Annotated in this window: 1 tRNA gene; it reads right to left on the bottom strand. The window is 51.9% G+C overall.

Annotated features, from left to right (window positions below):
* Positions 1 to 81: 81 nt before the first annotated feature.
* Positions 82 to 158 (bottom strand) — tRNA-Ile (locus tag AB4407_RS20215).
* Between the last annotated feature and the right edge of the window lie 54 nt (positions 159 to 212).

Here is a 212-nt window from a genome sequence, read left to right as displayed (position 1 = left end):
GATCGAACCGCAGACCTCCTGCGTGCAAGGCAGGCGCTCTCCCAGCTGAGCTATAGCCCCATCTTTGTTTCTAATCGATATTGGTGGGTCTGAGTGGACTCGAACCACCGACCTCCCGCTTATCAGGCGAGCGCTCTAACCAGCTGAGCTACAGACCCAATATCGTCTCTTTTACTTTCTAAACCTAATCAATCTGTGTGGACACTCATCGT

It is taken from the genome of Vibrio sp. 10N.261.46.E11 (genome assembly GCF_041472735.1).
GTDB lineage: Bacteria > Pseudomonadota > Gammaproteobacteria > Enterobacterales > Vibrionaceae > Vibrio.
Note: the sequence above shows the minus strand (reverse complement) of the source record. Positions and strands in the feature narration are given on the sequence as shown.